This is a genomic window from Luteimonas sp. MC1828, from assembly GCF_016461615.1.
Classification (GTDB): domain Bacteria; phylum Pseudomonadota; class Gammaproteobacteria; order Xanthomonadales; family Xanthomonadaceae; genus Luteimonas.
In genome coordinates this window covers 1,803,645-1,822,706 of sequence record NZ_JAEMNY010000001.1, presented here as the reverse complement: position 1 = coordinate 1,822,706, position 19,062 = coordinate 1,803,645, and the positions used below count along the sequence as shown (strand labels likewise).

Sequence of the window (19,062 nt, the reverse complement as noted above, 5' to 3'; positions counted from 1 at the left end):
GAAACAGCCATGGCCCCGACCATCCGTTGTGACATCGTGAGCGCCGAGGCGGAGATCTTCCGCGGCGAGGCCACCATGGTGGTGGCCACCGGCGAGATCGGCGAGCTCGGCATCGCGCCGCGCCACGCGCCGCTGATCACGCGCCTGAAGCCCGGCAAGGTCGTGGTCACCCTGGCCAACGGCGAGAAGCTCGACTTCGCCATCAGCGGCGGCATCCTCGAGGTGCAGCCGCAGGTGGTGACGATCCTCGCCGACACCGCGGTGCGCGCCGACGAGATCGACGAAGCCGCGGTGCGTGCCGCCAAGGAAGAGGCCGAGCGCGTGCTGGCCGGCCGCGGCGAAGCGATGGACATCGCCGAGGCGCAGAAGAAGATGGCGGAAATCGCGGCGCAGCTGCAGGCCCTCGAGCGCCTGCGCAAGAACCTGAAGCACTGACCGCGACGGTCGGCGGGTCGCTCCCGCCGCCGCGCTGACGCAGGAGCCCCGCCATGTGCGGGGCTTTTTGCATGTGGCTGCGGGTGGCTGGCTGTGGCCGAGGCGGCGCGTGCGTGCGCCGTGTGGCGTCAGCGGCGGTAGATCCAGTGTCGCGAAGCCAGGAACCCGAACAGGCCGAGCACCGCTTCGACCAGCGGCTTCGCGAGCCACGCCCACTTGCGCCCGAGCACGTCGTCGATCGCTTCGATCGCCACCGTGCTGAGCAGGGTCATCACCAGCCAGGTGACGATGAAGCGCACGAGCGCCCGGCGCCCGATGCCGTGCTCCTCGCCGGTGAAGGTGATCTTGCCGTTGAGCCAGAAGCCGACCAGCGCGCCGCAGACGCGCCCCGACACGTTGGCCAGGCCGATGCGCAGCCCGAAGTGGCTGAGCGCCACCATCACGCCCCAGTCGAGCAGCCACTGGATGCCGCCGATGGCGAGGAAGCGCGGACCCTGGCGCAGCAGGCTCATGGCGCAGCCACCGCGTCGCGCGGCGGCAGGCGCCACCATTCCGCCGCGCCCGCGACTGCCTCGCGCCGCGCACCGGCGGCAAGCAGCCCCGCCTGGCGCACTGCGGGCAATTCGGACGGGCGCAGCAACACGTCACGGACATCTTCGCTGCGCAGCAGTTCGGCCCAGGCCCCGCCGCTGGCATCGTGGTCGGCGCGTTGCGCCGCCGCCTGCAGCGACGGGTCGTACCAGCCGACGGTGCGCGCCGCGGCGCCGAACTCGGCGGCCATTGGTGCGGAAGGCGCGAGCGAGAGTACGGTGCCGTGCCCTCCCTCCGCCGCGCGGCGCGCGCGCACCTGCATCGCCAGCACGCGCTCGGGGGCGTATTCCATCCACACCGGCGCGTCGCTTCCGGCCGCCATCACCGTCTCCTTGACGATGCCGGTGCGCAGCATCCAGTGGCCGTTGGCCTGGAACAGCAGGTTGGCGACGCACGTGGCCACCAGCAGCAGGTGCGCGCTGCGCGGCGCCGCGGCGCTGGCGGCCAGCACCAGTGCCGGGAGCACCAGCACCAGCGCCGGCTGCACGTAGCGCAGGTATTGCGTCGCGAGCAGCGGCGCGACGGTCATCGCCAAAGCCAGCGCCGCAAGCGCGCGCGTGCGCGGCGCCACCAGCGCCAGCAGCCAGGCACCGGCCAGCGCCACCAGCACGAAGCCGCCGCCTCCCGCGAACGCTTCCAGGTAGCGCCCGGTATCGAATGTGATCTGCCAGGCGAGGTCCGGTCCGGCGCCGGCATGCCAGCGCGGATCATCGAAATCCTGCGTGGCGAAATAGGGCGAGCCGAAGACGCTGTTGAGCAGCGGCAGCACGGGATTGCCGGCCACGTAAGCGGCGTAGGCGTAGCTGCTGCCGCCCAGGCCGGCGATGAGCACCAGACCTCCGGCCAGGTTGCGCAAGCCAAGCACCGCGCGCTGCCGCCACAGCAGCCACGGCAGCAGGATCGCGGCAAACCCGGCGGCCGCCAGCTTGGTCGCCACCAGCGCGCCAAGCAGGGCGCATGCCGCCCACAGCGTGCGCACCGACGGCGGGCGCAGCGCCAGCACCGCGGCCCAGGCCAGCAGCGCGGTGGTCTGCATCTCGGTCTGCATGCCCATCGCCAGCACCGCGGTGAGCGGCAGGCTGGCGTACAGCGCCACGGTCCACCAGCGCTGGCGTGCATCGCCGCCGAGCGCGGCGCACAGCTGCCACAGCGCGGTCGCGGTCAACGCGAGCCACAGCGCGTTGACCGCGCCGCGCGCCTCCATGCCGGCAAGCACCTGCGGCAGCGCCTGCACCACGTCCGCCGCCCACGGCGCCACGGCCCAGGCGTGCACTTCGGGATCCAGCGCGTGGCGTCCGTCGAGCTGCAGCATCCACGGCAGCAGCAGGTGATAGCCGAGGTCGTCGTACTGCACGGTGGGAACCCAGCAGCCGGTGCTGGCCAGCCCGGCGACCAGCACCGCGGCGGCCGCGGCCCTTGGCGCGGCGGCAACCGCGCCACGCCAGCCATCCCATGCCTGCCGGATCGCGCTGCCGACATCGCGGCGGCGCAGCGCGAGCACCACCACGATCACCGCAAGGTAGGTCCAGCGCCCGTGTATCTGCAGCGGCAGCAGCCAGCCGAGCACGCCCGCCCCCAGCGCCAGGCCGACGGTGCACGCCGCCGCGATGCCCGCGCCGGGCAGCAGCCAGAGGCCCAGCGCGATCGCAGTGGCGGCGCAGGCCAGCGTCGCCAGCACCGGCAGCGGACCGGCGAACAGCAACAGCGCAAGCAGCCAGGCGACGAGCAGGCCGTGCGCCCAGGCAAAGCCCGCAATGCGACGCAGCACGCCGGCGAACGCCAGCGCAGCGAGCATGATCACCAGCAGCGCCGTGCTCCGCGACGGCACCCATTCGGCGAACAGCTCGTGGATGAAAATGCCGGCGATGCAGGCAGCGGGCCCGGCCCAGAGCAGCAGCGACCGCCACCGGCTGGCGGTTGCGTGCGGCGGCAAGGTGTTCGGGGACGCCCCCGTCGGAACGGCTCGCGACATCGCGCGCATGCTATCAGCCCGCCGATTAGAATGGCCCGGACTTCGACAGCAGGACGCGAGATGCCGACCCAGGACCAGCCGACCCCCGACATCCACGTGGTGATCCTGGCCGCGGGCGAGGGCAAGCGCATGAAGTCGCGCCTGCCCAAGGTGCTGCAGAAGATCGCCGGGCAGCCGATGCTGGCGCATGTCATCGCCGCCGCGCGCGGGCTGTCTCCGGCGGCGATCCACGTGGTGCATGGCCATGGCGGCGACCAGGTCCAGGCCGCGTTCGCCGAGCAGGCCGACCTGCAGTGGGTCGAACAGGCGCTCCAGCTCGGCACCGGGCACGCGGTGCGCGAAGCCATGCCCGGCGTGCCGGACGGCGCACAGGTGGTGGTGCTGTACGGCGACGTGCCGCTGATCACCACCGCCACCCTGCAGCGCCTGCTCGCCACCGGTGGCCGGCTGGCCGTGCTGGTCGCGGAACTCGACGACCCGACCGGTTATGGCCGCGTGGTCCGCGATCCGGAAGGCAATGTCGGTGCCGTCGTCGAGCAGAAGGACGCCACGCCGGAGCAGCGCCGCATCGCGATCGTCAATACCGGCGTGCTGGCAGCGGAATCCACCGCGCTGAAAGGCTGGCTGGCGCGCCTGTCGGCCGACAACGCGCAGGCCGAGTACTACCTGACCGACGTGTTCGCGATGGCGGCCGCCGAGTACAGCGCCGCGGAGATGGTGGAGGTGGACGATCCGGTCGAGACCGAAGGGGCGAACGATCCCTGGCAGCTGTCGCAGCTGGAGCGTGCGATGCAGCGCCGGCTGGTGCGCGCGCTGTGCGAGCAGGGCGCGCGCTTCGTCGATCCCGCGCGCGTCGACATCCGCGGCGAAGTGGTCGTGGGCCGCGACGTGGAGATCGACGTCGACGTGGTGTTCGAGGGCCGCGTGGTGCTGGGCGATGGCGTGCGCATCGGGCCATTCTGCCGGATCCGAAACGCCGACCTTGGACCCGGCAGCGAAGTGCGCGCGCATTGCGACATCGACGGCGCGCGTACCGAAGGCGCGGTGCACATCGGCCCGTTCGCGCGCCTGCGCCCGGGTACGGTGCTCGCCGACGGCGTGCACGTCGGCAACTTCGTCGAGGCCAAGAACGCGACGCTTGGCGTCGGCAGCAAGGCAAACCACCTGAGCTACCTGGGCGACGCGCGCATCGGCGCCGGCGTCAACATCGGTGCCGGCACCATCACCTGCAATTACGACGGCGCCAACAAGGCCACCACCACCATCGAGGACGGCGCCTTCATCGGCTCCAATGCCGCGCTGGTCGCTCCGGTGACCATCGGTCGCGACGCCACGATTGGCGCGGGCTCGGTGATCGGTGCCGATGCGCCGGCGGGCAAGCTGACCGTCGCGCGCGCGCGCCAGGTCAGCATCGAGGGCTGGCAGCGGCCGGTGAAGGCGCCGAAGGGCTGAAGCCCGGCGCGCGGCGCGTCCGCGCGGAGGCACTCGAGGCGCAAGCGCGGCTCAGGCCGGCAGGTGGATGCTCACGCACAGGCCGCCACCCTCGCGGTTGGCGAGCGCGATGCGGCCGCCGTGCGCCTCGGCGATCTCGCGTGCCAGCGCCAGGCCCAGGCCCGTGCCGTGGCGCTTGGTGGAATAGAACGGCAGCAGCGCGTTCGACAGCACCGCCTCGTTCATGCCGCCGCCGCGGTCAAGCACGTCGATGCGCCAGGCGTCGGGCAGGCGCCGCAGCGCAAGCCGCACGTCTTCGGCAGGCGAGCCGGATTCGTGCGCGTTCTTCAGCAGGTTGAGCAGGCATTGCTCGAGCTGCGGCACGTCGGCGCGGCCGTGGCCTTCGGGCGAGCCCTCGGTGACAAAACCGACCTGGCCATGCAGCCGGGCCACGAAGCCCGGCCAGTCGAAGGTCTCCAGGCGCGGCGCCGGCATCTTCGCGAAGCGCGCGTAATCGCGCAGGAAGCCGTCGAGGTGGCGCGCGCGCTCCTCGATCGTGGCCAGCGCCGCCGGCAGGCGCTCGAGCTGGCCGCGGCGCAGCAGCTCGGCACCCGAGTGTGCGAGCGATGCGATCGGCGCCAGCGAGTTGTTGAGTTCGTGGCTGATCACGCGGATCACCTTCTTCCACGTCTGGACTTCCTGGCGGCGCAGCTCGGCGGTCAGCTGGCGCAGCAGCACCAGTTCGTGGCGCCGGCCGTTGAGGCGGAACAGCCGCCGCGAGAGGTGGTAGATGTCCTCGTCATCGTCGCGGCCCACGGTGAACATGCCATCGCCGCCACGCTCGATCGCCTCGCGCAGCGCCGCGGGCCCCTGTGCGAGCAGGGCCTCGAAGGACAGGCCTTCCAGCCTGCGGCCATCACCCAGCATCCTGCGCGCGGCCAGGTTGCCGAGCACCACGTGGCCGCCGGCGTCGACCAGCACCATCGCCACCGGCGTGTTCTGGACCATGGTGTCGAGCAGGAGTTCGCGCTGCACCAGGCGCAGGCGCTGCTCGCGCAGGGTATCGCCGAGCGCGCGGTGGCTGGCGACCAGGTCGCCGAGTTCACCGCTGCCGTCCCAGGCGATGCCGAAGCTGTAGTCGCCATCGCGATACGCCGCCACGCTGCCCGACAGCGCGCGGAACAGCGCGCGTGCCGGCTGCAGCAGGCGGCGCACGTGGTACGCCAGCAGCGGCAGCGGCAGCAGCGCCGCCAACGGGATCGCCAGCCACGGCGCGAGCTGCAACCAATGGCGCAAGGCGAGCGCAAGCGTCGCGGCCACCAGCATGTAGACGAACCCCGCGGCGGTGAACGCCAGCCACAGTGGCAGCCGGCGGCGTGCCATCAGTCGCGGCGGATGCCGAGGCGCTCGAGGCGGCGGTACAGCGCCTGGCGCGACATGCCCAGCTCGGCCGCGGCCTGCGCCAGCACGCCGCCGGCCTGCGCCAGCGCGGCCTCGATCGCCGCGCGGTCGGGCTCGTCGCCACCGCCGGCAGGCACCGCCGCGGCGTTGGCCGCGACAGCCTTCGGCAGGCCCAACGCATCCGCGCCGATCACCTTGCCCGCCGACAGCAGCGCCGCGCGCTGCACCACGTTGCGCAGTTCGCGCACGTTGCCGGGCCAGGCATGGGCCAGCAGTGCGGCCGCGGCGTCGGCGCCGAGCTGCCGGCCGGCGGGCAGGAACAGGCGCGCCAAGGGCAGGATGTCGTCGCGGCGCTCGGCCAGCGGCGGCACTTTCAGTTCGATCGCATTGAGGCGGTAGTACAGATCCTCGCGGAAGCGGCCGCTGGCGATCATCGCCGCAAGGTCGGCGTTGGTGGCGCTGACCACGCGCACCCGCACCTGGCGTTCGCGGTTGGAACCCAGGCGCGCGAAGCGGCCGGTCTCCAGCACGCGCAGCAACTTGACCTGGCCGGCGGCCGGCAGGTTGCCGATCTCGTCGAGGAACAGCGTGCCGCCGTCGGCGGCTTCGAATTTGCCCTCGCGCGCCTTGCCCGCACCGGTGTAGGCCCCGGCGTCTGCGCCGAACAGCTCGGCCTCGATCAGCTCCGCCGGCAGCGCGCCGCAGTTGAGCGCGACGAACGGGCCACGCCCGACCGGTGAGTTGGCATGCACGATCTCGGCGATCTTCTCCTTGCCGGCGCCGTTGGGTCCGGTCACCAGCACCGGCAGCTCGGAGCGCGCCACCTGGCAGGCCAGCGCCAGCAGGCGCTCGCTGGCCGGGTCGGCATAGACCATGCCGCGCAGGTCGTTGTCGCGCGCCAGCGCGTCGCGGCGACGGCGTTCGCCGCTGCGGTGGCGGGCGAGGTCGCGTCGCGCCTCGGACAGCTCGACCAGGTTGTTGACGGTCGCCAGCAGCTTGCGGTCGTCCCAGGGCTTGCCGAGGTAGTCGGCGGCGCCGGCCTTGACCAGGTCGACCGCCGATTCCAGGTGCGTCCATGCCGTCAGCAGGACCACCGGCAGGTCCGGCTCCAGTTCGCGTATTGCATGGAAGAGCGCCGTGCCTTCCTCGCCCGAGGTGGTGTCGGCGAGGAAGTTCATGTCCTGGATCACCAGGTCGATGCCACCCGCGGCCAGCCGGGCCAGGCCATCATCGGGTGATTCGGCGGCCACCGTGTCGATGTCGTGCAGCGAGAACAGCACGTCGAGCGCGGTGGCAACCGCGGGGTTGTCATCAATGACCAGGACGGTGGGCATGGGCGCCGATCATACGCTGCGCGTGGCAACCGCCGGCGGCACCATCGCCGCCCGCCGCGCCGGCCCGTAGACCGCGACCTGGCCGAGGAACCACAGCGCCAGCGCGCCGATCGGCAGGTACGCCAGCGGCAGCCGCGGCAGTTCATAGCGGCCCATCAGCAGCTGGTTGATCGCGTACGCCATCACCATGCCGATCACGATGCCGACGGTCGCCAGCAGGAAGTTCTCGACCTGGAAATAGCGCAGGATCTGTCCGCGCGTGGCACCGAGCGCGCGGCGGACGCCGATCTGCTTGGTGCGCTGCTGCACCCAGAAGCTGGCCAGGCCGACGATGCCGAGCGCGGTGACCACCAGCAGCGCGATGCACACCGCCACCAGCAGCCAGACCATGGCGCGGTCGGCCTGGTAGTACTCCTGGCGCAGCTCCGCGACGGTCTTGGTGTTGTCTTCAAGGATGATGCGGTTGGGGCCGTTGGCCTTCAGCACTTCCTTCGCGGCGGCGAGCACTTCCGCGCGGCGCTCCGGCGTGGTGCGCAGCATGATGTTGCTGCCGACCGTGTACGGCAGGCGCACCGGCAGGATCATCGAGAACTCCTTTTCCGCAGGGCCGCCCTGGTCGCTGGGCCGGATCAGGTGGTCGACCACGCCGACCACCGGCGTCGGCTTGTCGCGGCTGATGTACACCTGCTTGCCCAGTGCCGACCCGCCCGGGAACAGCTTCTCCGCGGCCTTGCGGGTGATGATCACGGCGGGCGGCGCGAGATCGGCGCCGGGCGCGTCGATCACGTCCCACTCCTGGATCTCGTCGGCGTTGAAATTGCGGCCCTCGACAAGCGTCGGGCCGAACGTCGGCAGGAAATGCTCGTCGCCCATGTACATCGTGAGTCCGGCGGTGGGCCGCTGCTGGTCGGGCTGCAGGTTCACCGACGTGTTCCAGGACGAGTTGGAGAACGGGACCTGGTTGGTCGCGACCGCGGCCTTGACCCCCGGCAGTCCGCGCAGTGCGGTCATGTCGGCGCGGGTGAGCGCGGCGGCGTTCTCGTCTTCGCCGATGCCGGTGATCTGGATGCGGACGAGTTCGTTGTCGGCGATGCCGCTGTGCAGGCTGATGCGATCGACGCGGTTGCCGATCAGGAACAGCGCGTTGCAGATGATCGCGCACGAGAGCGCGATCTCGACCACGATCAGCGCCGCGGCGGTCTTGTGGCGCAGCAGGGTGGAGAGGATCGGACGGATGTCCATGGAGATGCTCCGGAAGTCGGGGTGCCCGCCGCGGGGGCGGGCGAAGGGCTACTGGGTCTTGAGCTGGATCGCCGGGGTGACCTGCATCGCGCGCCATGCGGGCAGGATGCCCGCCAACAGGCTGGCGACGACCGCGAGCACGAAGGTCGCCAGCAACATCATCGGATCCAGGCGCGCGAGCTCGGCGTAGCTCGCCGGCTGCTGGCGCACGGCCCACAGCCCGAGCTGCGCCAGCCCCAGTCCGAGGATGCCGCCGGCCAGGCCGATCGCACCGGCCTCGACCAGGCACTGGGTGAAGATCGCCGAACGCGAGGCGCCGAGCGCGCGGCGCACGCCGATCTCGCTGCTGCGGCGCAGGAACTTCGCCAGCAGCAGGCCCACGGTGTTGACCAGGCACACCAGCAGGAAGCCGAGCGCCAGCCACACCTGCAGGCGCACGTCGCCCGGCACCACGCGGTTGAAGTCCAGCCATTCCATGACGTTGCTCAGGCGCACGTTGTCGGGACGCTCGTAGCGGCCGGCCGCGCGCTGCTGCGCCGAGTAGTTGGCGAGGTACTGCCGGTAGTCGGCCACCTTCTCCGGCGTGCCGAGTTCCACCCAGTACTGGATCCAGACGCAGGGCGCGCTGACGCCGGTGCTGCCCTCGGGGTCGCTTCCGGAGTCGCCCCAGCAGTCCATGCTGCCGTTGCGGCCCATCTTCAGGTCGCGCGAGGTGGAGAACGGCACGAACACCTGCTCCGGCTCGCCGTAGCGGTCGCTGTTCATGTCGTAGAACTTCGGCGTCGGCCGCCAGTCGGCGATCACGCCGACGATGCGGAACGCTTGCCTGTCGATCCGCAAGGTCTTGCCGACGCTGTTGCTGCCGCCGAAGACCTTGTCGTTGAGCGACTTCGCGATCACCGCGACACGCTCGCGGTTGTCGTCCGCGCTCGCCGGCCAGCCGCTGCCGTGCAGGAACGGCAGGTCGAACATCGGGAAGAAGTCGCTGGTCGCGTAGCGCGCATCCACCAGGAACGGATCCAGCCCCTGCACCTCGGGCTCGATGCTGGCGCTGCCGCCGGTGGTCATCGTCTGCCGGTCGCCGCGCTTCTCGCGCAGCATGGTTTCGGCATCGAACCGGGTGACCTGCTCCGCGGGGTCTTCGCCCGGGGTGTAGTCGTTCATCGACCGCGGGTCCAGCTGCGGGTAGAACAGCTTGCCGCTCTTCTGCGGGATGGGGTCGCCCGACAGCACGTGGAACACGGTGAGCGTGGTCATGCTGGCACCGATGCCCAGCGCGATCGCCAGCACCATCAGCGCGGTGAGCACGCGGTTGCGGCGGAAGCTGCGCAACGCGAGGTTCGCGTAGTAGCCGAACATGCTGTCGCCGAACAGCCGGTCTGTGAGCGTGGACATGGCGAGTCCCTCAGATGTTGGTTTCGGCGATGCCGCGCGTGGACTGCGCCACCCGCACCAGGCTCGGCTCGACCGACAGGTCGGTGGCCATGCCATCGACGATGTGCACGTTGCGCTGCGCACGCGCCGCCAGTTCCGGGTCGTGGGTCACCATGACGATCGTGGTGCCCTGCTGGTTGATGTCCTCGAGCAGCTCCAGGACGCTGCGCGCCATCTGCGAGTCGAGGTTGCCGGTGGGTTCGTCCGCCAGCAGCAGGCGCGGGCTGCCCGCCAGCGCCCGCGCGATCGCCGCGCGCTGCTGCTGGCCACCCGACAGCTCCGCCGGGAAGTGCTTCATGCGCGAGCCCAGCCCGACCATGCCCAGCGCGTCCTCGATGCGCAGCCTGCGCTCGCTGGCCGGCATGCGCCGGTAGCGCAGCGGCACGTCGCAGTTGTCGAACAGGTTGAGGTCGGGGATCAGGTTGAAGCTCTGGAAGATGAAGCCGATCTTCTGGTTGCGCAGCCTGCTGCGCGCATCGTCGTTCAGGTCCTTGACGTTCTCGCCGTCGAGGCTGAACTCGCCGCCGGTGAAGGTCTCCAGCAGCCCGGCGATGTTGAGGAAGGTGGTCTTGCCGGAGCCCGACGGCCCGGTGACGGCGACGAACTCGCCTTCCTTCACGTGCAGGTCGAGCGAACGCAGGGCGTGGGTCTCGACGAGCTGGGTGCGGTAGACCTTGGTGACGCCGCGCATGTTGAGCATGGGAGATCCTTGGATGGTCGGTGCGTATCGGCGTCAGCCGATGTGGAAGGGGGGGAGGTCGGGGTTGTGCAGGTAGCTCTCCGGTGCGACGTGGTGCGCACGCGCCGCGCCGTTGGCAGAGGCACCGCCACGGCCGTCGGCAAGCGCATCGAACGCCGGCAGCTCGGACAGGCGCAGCGGCACGGCGTTGGCGAGGTCCTGGGCGTCCCAGGCCTTGGGGAAGTGGAAGGCGAAGTTCGAAGTGGCCATGTCAGTCTCCTGAGATCCGGACGCGTTCCGCACTGCCGAACTGGTCGCTTCCGGACACGACGACCCGTTCGCCCGGCTCGAGGCCGGAGAGGATTTCAACCGCACCGAGGCTGCTGACCCCGGTCTGGATCGGACGGCGCACGGCGCTGCCGTCCTGGACGACGTAGACGAAGCGGCCACCGTCCTGTTCGAGGAACGGGCCGCGCTCGACCATCAGCGTGTCCGGCCGCGTGTCCAGCACGATGCGCGCGGACAGGCGCTGGTTCTGGCGGAGGCCAGGCGGCTGGCTGCCTTCCGCGAAGCGCAGGCGTGCATTCACTTCGCCGTTTACAACTTCCGGCGACACCGCGGAGACCTCCGCCGGAAACGTCTTGCCGGTGCTGGTCACCTGCGCCGGCATGCCTATCGCCAGGTCGCGCGCAAAGCTTTCCGGCACCTTGATCTCGAGCTCGAACACCGACAGGTCGACCACGCCGAGCACCGGGCCGTTGGCGGCGACGCTGGTGCCCTGCGGCACCTGCACCTGGCCGACCTGGCCATCGAATGGCGCGCGCAGGGTGAGCGCATCGACCTGGCGGGCGAGTTCGGCGGCAACCGCACGCTGGCGGTCGGCCATCAGGCGCTTGTTGCGCGCGTCGAGCTCGGCGCCCTGCGCCGACAGCGAGAATTCCTGGCGCGCCGCGGACAGGCCGAGGTCGGCCTTCTTCAGCGCGTCCTGCGCGCGGGCCACGTCGACCTGCGGCACCGCGCCGCCATCGAAGCCTCGCTGGTAGCGCTCGAGGTCGCGCTCGGCCGCGGTGCGGTCGATGCCGGCCTGGTCGAGCTGCTTGCGCGCGTCCGACTTCGCAAGGCGTGCGTCGAGCAGCGCGCGGCTGGCCTCGGCCTCCATGCCGGCCAGCGCGGACTCTTCCTGCACCAGGCGGCTGCGCAGCTCGGGGCTGTCGATCACCGCCAGCTCCTGGCCCTGCTTGACCACGTCGCCGGCGACCACCTTGAGCGCCACGGTGCCGGCGGCGATCGCGTACAGGGTGGGGCTGTTGGCGGCGATCACGCGGCCGTCGGCGGACAGGTCGCGCACCAGTTCGCCGCGGGTGACTTCGGCCACGCGCAGGCGCGACGCGTCGTAGGAACGCCCGCCCGACGACCAGCCGGTGGCGAGCCAGGCGATTGCCGCGACCAGCGCGATCGCGACCGCGCCGCCGACAAGCCATGGCTTGCGGCCACCAAGGCGGCCGCGCGGCGTGGCGAGCACCTGGTCCTGGCTGGCGGTGTCGCGGATGCGGGAGCGTTGGTCCATGGCGGGCGGTCTGTCGTGTGCGGGTGGATGCATGACGGATTGACGCAAGTGGCGTGCCAACTGCAAGCAATTGAAAGTGAAGGGATTTGCGGGTGTGTCCGGGTGTCCGCCCGGACGCCGCGGCGTCCGCGCGGACGGCCCCGGGGCCTTTCCCCGTTAGACTTGGGATTCCAGAGGAAGGGGTTCCAGCACATGTGTGGCATCGTCGGCGCGATCGCGGATCGCGATGTGGTTCCGGTCCTGATCGAAGGACTCAAGCGGCTTGAATATCGCGGCTACGATTCCGCCGGCATCGCGGTCGTCGACGGCGACGACGTGCGCCGCGTGCGCCGCACCGGACGCGTGGCGGAGATGGAGTCCGCCGCAGCCAGCGAGGGCTTCCAGGCCAACCTCGGCATCGGCCACACCCGCTGGGCCACCCACGGCGGCGTGACCGAATCCAACGCCCATCCACACGTCAGCCACGGCGTGGCGCTGGTGCACAACGGCATCATCGAGAACCACGAAGCGCAGCGCGAGCGCCTGAAGGGTCTCGGCTACACCTTCGAATCGCAGACCGATACCGAAGTCATCGCGCACCTGATCCACCATTACCTCCAGGACGGCGACGACCTGCTGGGTGCGCTGCAGCGCGCGGTGAAGGAACTCGACGGCGCCTATGCGCTGGCCGTGGTCAGCCACAAGGAGCCGGGACGCCTGGTGTGCGCGCGCATGGGCTGCCCGCTGCTGGTCGGCCTGGGCGACGGCGAGAATTTCGTGGCCTCCGACGTGTCGGCGATCCTGCAGGCCACGCGCCGGGTGATCTTCCTGGAAGAGGGCGACACCGCCGAAGTGACGCGCGAGGGCGTGCGCGTGTTCGGTGCCGACGACCAGCCGGTGATGCGCGAGGAACACCTGTCCGACGTCTCGCTGGCGTCGCTGGAGCTCGGTCCCTACCGGCATTACATGCAGAAGGAAATCCACGAGCAGCCGCGCGCGCTGGCCGACACGATGGAAGCGATCATCGACGCCGGCGGGTTCGAGCCGGCGCTGTTCGGCAAGGACGCGGCTGCCGTGCTTGGCGACGTCGAAGGGGTGCAGATCCTCGCCTGCGGCACCAGCTTCTACGCAGGCTCCGTGGCGCGCTACTGGATCGAGGCGATCAGCGGCCTGCCGTGCAGCGTCGAGATCGCCAGCGAGTACCGCTACCGCACCGCGGTCGCCAACCCGAAGCACCTGGTGGTCACCATCTCGCAGTCGGGCGAAACGCTCGACACCATGGAAGCGCTGAAGTACGCCAAGTCGCTGGGCCACGACTACACGCTGTCGATCTGCAACGTGCCCGAGAGCGCCATCCCGCGCGCCAGCCGGCTGGTGTTCTACACCCGCGCCGGCGCGGAGATCGGCGTCGCCTCCACCAAGGCGTTCACCACCCAGCTGGTCGGCCTGTTCGCACTCGCCGTCACGCTCGCCAAGCTCAACGGCCGCCTGCCGGAAGCCAGTGAGAGCGACTACATCGAGGCACTGCGCCACCTGCCGGGCAGCGTGCAGCACGCGCTCAACCTCGAGCCGCAGATCGCGCTGTGGGCCGAGCGCTTCGCGCCCAAGGACCACGCGCTGTTCCTCGGCCGCGGCGTGCACTACCCGATCGCGCTCGAGGGCGCGCTCAAGCTCAAGGAAATCTCCTACATCCACGCCGAGGCGTACCCGGCCGGCGAGCTCAAGCACGGGCCGCTGGCGCTGGTCGACGCCGACATGCCGGTGGTGGTGATCGCGCCGAAGGACTCGCTGCTGGAAAAAGTGAAGTCCAACATGCAGGAAGTGCGTGCCCGCGGCGGTGAGCTGTTCGTGTTCACTGACGCCGACAGCAACTTCGAGGAGTCGGAAGGCGTGCACGTGATCCGCACGCCGCGCCACGTCGGCGTGCTGAGCCCGATCGTGCACACGATTCCCGTGCAGATGCTGGCGTACCACGTGGCGCTTGCGCGCGGCACGGACGTGGACAAGCCGCGCAACCTGGCGAAGAGCGTCACGGTGGAGTAAGGCTGCAGGCCATGTCCTCGCATGCCGGCAACGTCCGTCCCGAACCCGACCAGGTGCTGGTCGACATCGTCGACTACGTCACCGGTTACGTGATCGACTCGCCGCTCGCCTGGGAGACCGCGCGCAACTGCCTGATCGACACACTGGGCTGCGGCCTCGAGGCGCTGGAGTACCCGGCGTGCACCAGGCTGCTGGGGCCGCTGGTGCCCGGCACGGTGGTGCCCGATGGCGCGCGCGTGCCCGGTACGCAGCACCAGCTCGATCCGGTGCAGGCGGCCTTCAACATCGGCGCGATGATCCGCTGGCTGGACTTCAACGACACCTGGCTGGCCGCCGAGTGGGGGCATCCGTCCGACAACCTCGGCGGCATCCTCGCGGTGGCCGACTGGCTCAGCCGCACCGCGGTGACCGCCGGAAGGCCGCCGCTGGCAATGCGCGACGTGCTGGCGGCGATGGTCAAGGCGCACGAGATCCAGGGCTGCATCGCGCTGGAGAACAGCTTCAACCGCGTCGGCCTGGACCACGTGGTGCTGGTGAAGGTGGCATCGACCGCGGTGGTCGCCTGGCTGCTGGGCCTGTCGCGCGAGCAGATCCTCAACGCGGTGTCGCTGGCGTGGGTGGACGGGCAGAGCCTGCGGACCTACCGGCACGCGCCCAACACCGGCAGCCGCAAATCCTGGGCCGCGGGCGACGCCACCAGCCGCGCCGTGCGCCTGGCGCTGATCGCGGCGACCGGGGAGATGGGCTACCCCGGCGCGCTGACCGCGCCCACGTGGGGCTTCTACGACGTCTCGTTCAAGGGCGAACCCTTCCGGTTCCAGCGCCCCTATGGCAGCTACGTGATGGAGAACGTGCTGTTCAAGATCAGTTTCCCCGCCGAGTTCCATGGCCAGACCGCGGTCGAGGCGGCGCTGCTCCTGCATGGGCAGCTCGCGGCGGCAGCAAGGGGCGTCGACGACATCGCCGCGATCACCATCCGCACGCAGCAGGCGTGCATGCGCATCATCGACAAGCAGGGTCCGCTGGACAATCCGGCAGATCGCGACCACTGCATCCAGTACATGGTCGCGGTGGCGCTGGTGTTCGGGCGCCTGACCGCCGGCGACTACGAAGACGACGTGGCCGCGGACCCGCGCATCGACCGGCTGCGGGCGAAGATCAACTGCGTCGAGGACCCGCGCTACACCGCCGACTACCACGACCCCGGCAAGCGCAGCATCGCCAACGCGCTGGCCGTGGAATTCAACGACGGCACGCGGCTCGCCGAAGTCGCGGTTGAATATCCCGTGGGGCACCCACGGCGGCGCGACGAGGGCATCCCGCTGCTGGAGGCCAAGTTCCGCACCAACCTGGCGCGGCGCTTCCCCGAGCCGCAGCAGCGGGCGATCCTCGCCGCCAGCCTCGACCAGGCCACGCTGGAGGCCATGCCGGTGCACGCCTACGTCGATCTCTACGTGATCTGAAGGATGGTCCGCCAGCCGGTCGGACACTGCGTGCCAGCCATGCCCGCGGGTCGCGCGCACCCGCTTGTATCATCGTGATGCGCGCGGACGCAGCGGCATACGGGCCGCTGGCGCCGTCGCGCATGGAGCCTCCCCCCATGCACAGCGCCGGCGGCAACATCGCCCTGTCCATCCTCGAACTCGGGCGCGTGCGCCAGGGCTCGGACCGGCGCAGCGCGCTGGACGGTGCGCGCGACCTGGCGCGCCATGCGGAATCGCTCGGCTACACGCGCTTCTGGATTGCCGAACACCACAACATGCCTGCGGTCACCACCGCGGCGACGTCGCTGGTCATCGCGCATGTCGCGGCCGGCACCAGCACCATCCGCGTCGGCGCCGGCGGCATCATGCTGCCCAACCACGCGCCGTACATCATCGCCGAGCAGTTCGGCACGCTGGCGACGCTGTTCCCGGACCGCATCGACCTCGGCCTCGGCCGCGCGCCGGGCACCGACCAGCTGACGCTGCGTGCGCTGCGCCGCGATCCCGCCAGCAGCGAGCACTTCCCGCAGGACGTGCAGGAGCTGCAGGCCTGGCTGGGCCCGGTGCGCGAAGGCCAGCGCATCGAAGCGGTGCCGGGCTCGGGCACCGAGGTGCCGCTGTGGATCCTCGGCTCCAGCCTGTTCGGCGCGCAGCTGGCGGCGGAGCTGGGCCTGCCCTACGGCTTCGCCTCGCACTTCGCGCCGCAGGCGCTGGACCAGGCGCTGCGCGTGTACCGCGAGCGTTTCAAGCCGTCGGCGCAGCTCGACAAGCCCTACGCGCTGGTCGGCGTGAACATCATCGCCGCGCCCACCGACGAGGAAGCGCGCTTCCTCGCCACCTCGCAGCAGATGTCGTTCGCCGACATGTTCCGCGGCGTGCGCAACCTCACCCAACCGCCGATCGCGGACATCGAGGCCTACTGGTCGCCGCAGGAGAAGGTGCAGGCGTCGCAGATGCTCGCCTGCAGCATCATCGGCGGCCCGGACACGGTGCGCGCCGGCATGCGCGCGTTCGTCGAGCGCACCGCGGCCGACGAGCTGATGGTGGTATCCGACATCTTCGATCCGGCGCTGCGCCACTGTTCCTTCCAGATCATCGCCGACGCCCGGCCATGACCTTCGACACCCGGGGGGCGGCGCGCCTTCGCCTAAGGTGGACGATCGCCCGCACCGGGCAAACGTCTTCCACGCTCCCGGAGTCACTGTGAATTCCAAGAATCCCCGCGTCCTGCTGCTGTCCGTCGCCGTCGCCACCGCGCTCGCCGCATGTTCCGGCCAGGACGGCACCGCGGCCGCCGCCGCCAGCGCCGAAGCCGCGCGCGTCACCCTCGACGAGTCGCAGCTGCAGGCCGTCAATCGCTTCTCCGCGGCCGACGTCGATCCCGCGGTCGCCGCATGCACGGACTTCGGCGCGCACGTCAACGGTCCGTGGCTTGCCGGCAACGCGATTCCGGGCGACCGCACGTCGTGGGGCTCGTTCGAGGTGCTGACCGAACGTTCGCAGCAGATCCAGCGCCAGCTGGCCGAACAGGCCGCAGCGCTCACCGATGCCAGCCTGACCGAGAAGATCGTCGGCGACCTGTGGGCCACCGGCATGGATGCCGAGGCGATCAACGCCCAGGGACTCGCCCCGCTGCAGGCCGACCTCGACGCGATCGCCGCGATCGACGGTGCCGACGCGCTCGCCGGCTACCTGCACAGCAGCGCCGCCAGCGGCAACAACGCGCTGTTCCGCTTCCATGCCGGCCCCGATTTCAAGGATTCGGCGACCAACATCGCCTATGCCATGCAGGGCGGGCTGGGCCTCCCGGACCGCAGCTATTACTTCGACGCCGCGCACGCCGACAAGCTGGTCGCCTACCAGCAGCACGTCGCGCGCGTGCTTGCGCTGTCGGGCGTGGATGCCGCAGCGGCGGACAAGCAGGCTGCCGACGTGGTGGCGTTCGAGAAGCGCCTGGCCGGCGTGTCCAAGTCGCGCGTGGAGCTCTCGCGTGACGCCGAGCTGCGCTACAACCCGGTGTCGCTGGCCGACGCCGAGAAGCTCGCGCCGGCGTTTGGCTGGGCGAAGTTCTTCGAAGCCCAGGGCGTGGCCGCGCCTGCGATGTTCTCGCTCGCCATCCCGGCGTTCCACGCCGAGGTCGGCACCATGCTGGCCGATGTGCCGGTGGCGACCTGGCAGTCCTACCTGCGCTTCCACGCGGTCGACGATGCTTCGCCGTACCTCGGCGACGACTTCGTGCAGGCCAACTACGATTTCTACGCCAAGACCCTGCGCGGCCAGCAGGAGATGCAGGAGCGCGGCAAGCGCGTGCTCGACGCGCTCAACGGCGTGGCCGGCGAGACGCTGGGCCAGATGTACGTGAAGGTCGCGTTCCCGGCCGAGTCCAAGGCGCAGATGGAAGCGCTGGTGAAGAACCTCAGCGACGCGCTGAAGGTGCGCATCGAAAACCTGGCCTGGATGTCCGACGCCACCAAGGTCAAGGCGATGGAGAAGTGGGCCAGCTTCACGCCCAAGATCGGCTACCCGGACGTGTGGCGCGACTGGACCGGCCTTGCCACCTCGCGTGACAGCTTCATCGGCAACGTGCAGGCCGCCAACGCGTTCAACTACGCCTGGAACATGGGCAAGATCGGCAAGCCCGTGGACCGCAGCGAGTGGGGCATGAGCCCGCAGACGGTCAACGCCTACTACCGCTCCAGCGCCAACGAGATCGTGTTCCCGGCCGGCATCCTGCAGCCGCCGTTCTTCGACCCGGCGGCCACGCCCGAGCTCAACTACGGCGGCATCGGCGCGGTGATCGGCCACGAGATGATCCACGGCTATGACGACCAGGGCAGCCGTTTCGGGCCCACCGGAAACTTCGAGAACTGGTGGACCGACGCCGACGCGGCCGGCTTCAAGCAGCTCACCGACCAGCTCGTCGCGCAGTTCAACGGCTACGAGGCGGCGCCCGGCAAGTTCGTCAACGGCAAGCTGACGCTGGGCGAGAACATCGCCGATCTCGGCGGCCTGGCAGTGGCCTACGACGCGATGAAGACGGCCGCCGGCGACAGCGCGGATCCGATGACCGACGGCCTGAGCCGCGACCAGCGCTTCTTCGCCAACTGGGCCACGGTGTGGCGCCGCAACTTCACCGACGAGGAACTGGCGGTGCGCCTGGCGACCGACTCGCACGCACCCGCGAATTTCCGCGCGGTCGGTGCACCGTCGAACCTGCCGGCGTTCGCCGCGGCGTGGTCGTGCGAGGCGGGCTCGCCGATGATCCGCGCCGGGAACGACCAGATCGTCATCTGGTAAACGCCGTGCGTGCGCCGCGCCCGGGCAGTGTCCCGGGCCGGCGCCCTTCACGCCGGATTGCGCGATCATGGTGCCGTCCTGGAACGAGGGAACCGACGGCCGATGGCAGCTGCGCGCGCGAAGGCAGGCACCGCCCGGGTGCTGGTGGACCTGTTGAAGCGGTACGTCGCGGG

15 protein-coding genes are annotated in these 19,062 nt (G+C 70.5%); 6 read left to right on the top strand and 9 right to left on the bottom strand.

All coding sequences use genetic code 11. The features are described from left to right. The first annotated feature begins 9 nt into the window (after window positions 1-9). A complete protein-coding gene (locus tag JHB91_RS08325) occupies window positions 10-435 on the top strand; it encodes a F0F1 ATP synthase subunit epsilon (RefSeq protein ID WP_199374813.1) in 426 nt (141 codons plus the stop codon). 128 nt (window positions 436-563) lie between these two features. Here the strand turns inward: JHB91_RS08325 and JHB91_RS08320 are convergent, their stop codons facing one another. Both JHB91_RS08320 and JHB91_RS08315 read right to left on the bottom strand, forming a co-directional pair. Further along, a complete protein-coding gene (locus JHB91_RS08320) occupies window positions 564-947 on the bottom strand; it encodes a GtrA family protein (protein ID WP_199374814.1) in 384 nt (127 codons plus the stop codon). Next, window positions 944-2,998: a hypothetical protein gene (locus JHB91_RS08315; RefSeq protein WP_199472381.1), complete on the bottom strand. Its 2,055-nt coding sequence runs from the start codon at window positions 2,996-2,998 to the stop codon at window positions 944-946. Before JHB91_RS08315 ends, JHB91_RS08320 begins: the two co-directional genes overlap by 4 nt. A gap of 60 nt (window positions 2,999-3,058) precedes the next feature. Here JHB91_RS08315 and glmU point away from each other — a divergent pair, with 60 nt between their 5' ends. After that, on the top strand, window positions 3,059-4,450 hold the full coding sequence (gene glmU / locus JHB91_RS08310) for a bifunctional UDP-N-acetylglucosamine diphosphorylase/glucosamine-1-phosphate N-acetyltransferase GlmU (protein WP_199472380.1): 1,392 nt from the start codon (window positions 3,059-3,061) through the stop codon (window positions 4,448-4,450). A gap of 51 nt (window positions 4,451-4,501) precedes the next feature. Here the strand turns inward: glmU and JHB91_RS08305 are convergent, their stop codons facing one another. The 7 genes from JHB91_RS08305 to JHB91_RS08275 are packed head-to-tail and all read right to left on the bottom strand — an operon-like array spanning window position 4,502 to window position 12,086. Further along, window positions 4,502-5,812 (bottom strand): HAMP domain-containing sensor histidine kinase, encoded by a 1,311-nt coding sequence (locus JHB91_RS08305; RefSeq protein ID WP_233398538.1) that lies wholly within the window; start codon window positions 5,810-5,812, stop codon window positions 4,502-4,504. Next, window positions 5,812-7,164 (bottom strand): sigma-54 dependent transcriptional regulator, encoded by a 1,353-nt coding sequence (locus JHB91_RS08300; protein ID WP_199472379.1) that lies wholly within the window; start codon window positions 7,162-7,164, stop codon window positions 5,812-5,814. The genes JHB91_RS08305 and JHB91_RS08300 overlap by 1 nt, the downstream gene beginning before the upstream one ends. A 9-nt stretch (window positions 7,165-7,173) precedes the next feature. After that, the gene (locus JHB91_RS08295; RefSeq protein ID WP_199472378.1) at window positions 7,174-8,406 is read right to left on the bottom strand and encodes an ABC transporter permease; all 1,233 of its coding nucleotides are present in this window, start codon (window positions 8,404-8,406) and stop codon (window positions 7,174-7,176) included. A 48-nt stretch (window positions 8,407-8,454) separates the two neighbouring features. Further along, window positions 8,455-9,765: an ABC transporter permease gene (locus tag JHB91_RS08290; RefSeq protein ID WP_199472698.1), complete on the bottom strand. Its 1,311-nt coding sequence runs from the start codon at window positions 9,763-9,765 to the stop codon at window positions 8,455-8,457. A 46-nt stretch (window positions 9,766-9,811) separates the two neighbouring features. After that, window positions 9,812-10,540 (bottom strand): ABC transporter ATP-binding protein, encoded by a 729-nt coding sequence (locus JHB91_RS08285; protein ID WP_199374819.1) that lies wholly within the window; start codon window positions 10,538-10,540, stop codon window positions 9,812-9,814. Window positions 10,541-10,573: 33 nt separating this feature from the next. Then, a complete protein-coding gene (locus JHB91_RS08280) occupies window positions 10,574-10,789 on the bottom strand; it encodes a hypothetical protein (RefSeq protein ID WP_199472377.1) in 216 nt (71 codons plus the stop codon). A 1-nt stretch (window position 10,790) separates the two neighbouring features. Further along, window positions 10,791-12,086, bottom strand: a complete 1,296-nt coding sequence (locus tag JHB91_RS08275; RefSeq protein ID WP_199472376.1) for an efflux RND transporter periplasmic adaptor subunit — start codon at window positions 12,084-12,086, stop codon at window positions 10,791-10,793. Window positions 12,087-12,278: 192 nt separating this feature from the next. Between JHB91_RS08275 and glmS the strand changes: the two genes are divergently transcribed. The 4 genes from glmS (at window position 12,279) to JHB91_RS08255 (ending at window position 18,889) form a co-directional block, all read left to right on the top strand. Then, entirely contained in the window at window positions 12,279-14,108 is a 1,830-nt protein-coding gene (glmS, locus tag JHB91_RS08270) for a glutamine--fructose-6-phosphate transaminase (isomerizing) (protein WP_199472375.1), read from the top strand. Window positions 14,109-14,119: 11 nt separating this feature from the next. Continuing rightward, window positions 14,120-15,571 (top strand): bifunctional 2-methylcitrate dehydratase/aconitate hydratase, encoded by a 1,452-nt coding sequence (locus JHB91_RS08265; RefSeq protein ID WP_199472374.1) that lies wholly within the window; start codon window positions 14,120-14,122, stop codon window positions 15,569-15,571. A gap of 137 nt (window positions 15,572-15,708) precedes the next feature. After that, on the top strand, window positions 15,709-16,707 hold the full coding sequence (locus tag JHB91_RS08260; RefSeq protein ID WP_199472373.1) for an LLM class flavin-dependent oxidoreductase: 999 nt from the start codon (window positions 15,709-15,711) through the stop codon (window positions 16,705-16,707). A gap of 88 nt (window positions 16,708-16,795) precedes the next feature. Continuing rightward, window positions 16,796-18,889 carry a M13-type metalloendopeptidase gene (locus JHB91_RS08255; RefSeq protein ID WP_199472372.1) on the top strand — a complete coding sequence of 698 codons (2,094 nt, stop codon included), beginning with the start codon at window positions 16,796-16,798 and terminating at the stop codon, window positions 18,887-18,889. Window positions 18,890-19,062 lie beyond the last annotated feature (173 nt).